Genomic DNA, 1,907 nt, shown 5'->3' on the forward strand with positions numbered 1-1,907 from the left:
TACTACCTTAACCGCTCTCTAAATAGCAATTGATTCATTAATTTTAGTCCGAATTGAGTTGATGCACAGACTCACGTTGCCCACAATACAAAAAAATGCAGAAATACATAATAATTTTAGCTTTGATTACAATGTCTTGCAAAGGACAAAACGAGAAAAATAAACCGACCGAAAAAGCTACATCTGAAATAATAAAAACCTCTGAATTTGAACTAATCAAAGCAGAAAATCAACAAGGACTTTTAATTCTATTTCCTTGTTTTCCGTGTGATGCAGAAAATACATTATCCGAATTTAAAATTGTTGAAATTAGCAAGAAAAATGGCTTTTCAGTCTTGGCAATGAACTTAAACGAACGTTTATATTTAAATCCAAAAGAAAAGAAAGAGTTAGCGGAAAAAATAACAGGAATAGTCAAAGAACAAAATTTGCCTGAAAAAAATATATTTGTTGGCGGATTTTCGAGCGGAGGAAATGTAAGTTTAATAATTAGTGATTATCTCGTAAAAAGCAAAGGTGAAATTCAACCAAAAGGTGTTTTTATAGTGGATTCGCCTGTTGACCTATTAGGGCTTTATAAAACCGCTGAGAAGAATTTAAAACTTAATTTTTCGGAACCATCTATTGCGGAATCAGAGTGGATTAAAGAAATGTTAGATACTGAGTTTGGAAATCCAGAGAACGGAATCGCCAATTACGAACTGAACTCACCGTTCACTTTGGAAACTCAAAACATCGATAATCTCACAGGAATAAAAGATTTAAAAATTAGACTTTACACAGAACCGGATTTAAAATGGTGGAAGGAAAATGCCAACAATGATTATGAAGATTTAAATGCCTTTTATATTGAAAAATTATCGGAAAAATTAAAAACCGAATTTGGGAATAATAATATCGAACTGATAAAAACAGAAAATAAAGGTTTTCGGGAAAATGGAGAAAGGCATCCACATTCTTGGTCAATAGTAAACGAACAAGACTTGATAAATTGGATGAAGAATTAAAAACTGTGGGCAACACGAGTATAAACGCAATAGCGAAGTTAGTGCTTAACCGAAAGTAATTTTATAAATCAAAGGTTGATTGTAAACCGAAAAGTTCGTGCGTCAATCCCGCTACTGCGCTTATACCAAACGTTGTAGTGCATTTGAGAAAAACGAAATGAATAGAAAAATTGGAACTTTATTACTCACTTTAATTTTTGGAATAACAAGCTGTTCCAGTTCTTTTATCGCTCGAACAAAAAATAAAAATATAAAGCTGAATGGAATAGACGAAAAATCTATAAAAGTCGGAACGGAAAATGAAAAAGTACTTATTCTATTTGACAAGAATGAATTAACTACTCTTTTTAAAAATGATTTAGCAGATTTTTATGACCAAAGCGTTAAAAGCAAAATTGACGAACTGAATTCGTTAAAATCTGACTTGATTTTTACTGAAAAAGAATGGAAAGGGAAATTAAAATTCATCGAATATGAATTAAAGTTTTTGGAATTATTAAAAGCTGGAAAAGCCGAAATAATTGACAAAAAAGACAATGAAAAGGTTGAAAGAATTAAATACACATTCATTATGGATAAACTTGGTGGACAAGAAGGATACTTTAGTTTCAAAAATGGAGAGGAATTTTATAGAATTTTAATAGCTCTTGGAGAATAAAAAACGCAGTACAACAATGTATAACCGCAATTACGGCGGATTCGACTACGTCCGAATCCACTCGGAATTGCTAAAGTCAGTGCCAAACCGCAAATTAACGCATATTAACCCGTAACTGACGGTTATACGAGACCGTTGTGCAACATATTGACCCGTCCTGAATAAAGGCTACATAATTTTAAACATTATGTACAGAAATGACAAAGTAATTAGACGGTATTCAGAACCTTTTAAACTAAAAA

Annotated in this window: 2 protein-coding genes; both read left to right on the forward strand. The window is 31.9% G+C overall.

Annotated features, from left to right (window positions below; genetic code table 11):
• Nucleotides 1–95 precede the first annotated feature (95 nt).
• Nucleotides 96–1,007: a hypothetical protein gene (locus G525_RS0117780; RefSeq protein ID WP_027127333.1), complete on the forward strand. Its 912-nt coding sequence runs from the start codon at nt 96–98 to the stop codon at nt 1,005–1,007.
• 157 nt (nt 1,008–1,164) lie between these two features.
• Nucleotides 1,165–1,665: a hypothetical protein gene (locus G525_RS0117785; RefSeq protein ID WP_027127334.1), complete on the forward strand. Its 501-nt coding sequence runs from the start codon at nt 1,165–1,167 to the stop codon at nt 1,663–1,665.
• The last annotated feature ends 242 nt before the right edge of the window (nt 1,666–1,907 follow it).

The sequence above is a fragment of the Gelidibacter mesophilus DSM 14095 genome, assembly GCF_000423005.1.
In the GTDB taxonomy this organism is placed as follows: Bacteria; Bacteroidota; Bacteroidia; order Flavobacteriales; family Flavobacteriaceae; genus Gelidibacter; species Gelidibacter mesophilus.

Excerpts from the sequence above, each read along its gene's own strand:
- G525_RS0117780 (WP_027127333.1), top strand. The coding sequence starts at position 96 with ATGCAGAAATACATAATAATTTTAGCTTTGATTACAATGTCTTGCAAA.
- G525_RS0117785 (WP_027127334.1), top strand. The coding sequence starts at position 1,165 with ATGAATAGAAAAATTGGAACTTTATTACTCACTTTAATTTTTGGAATA.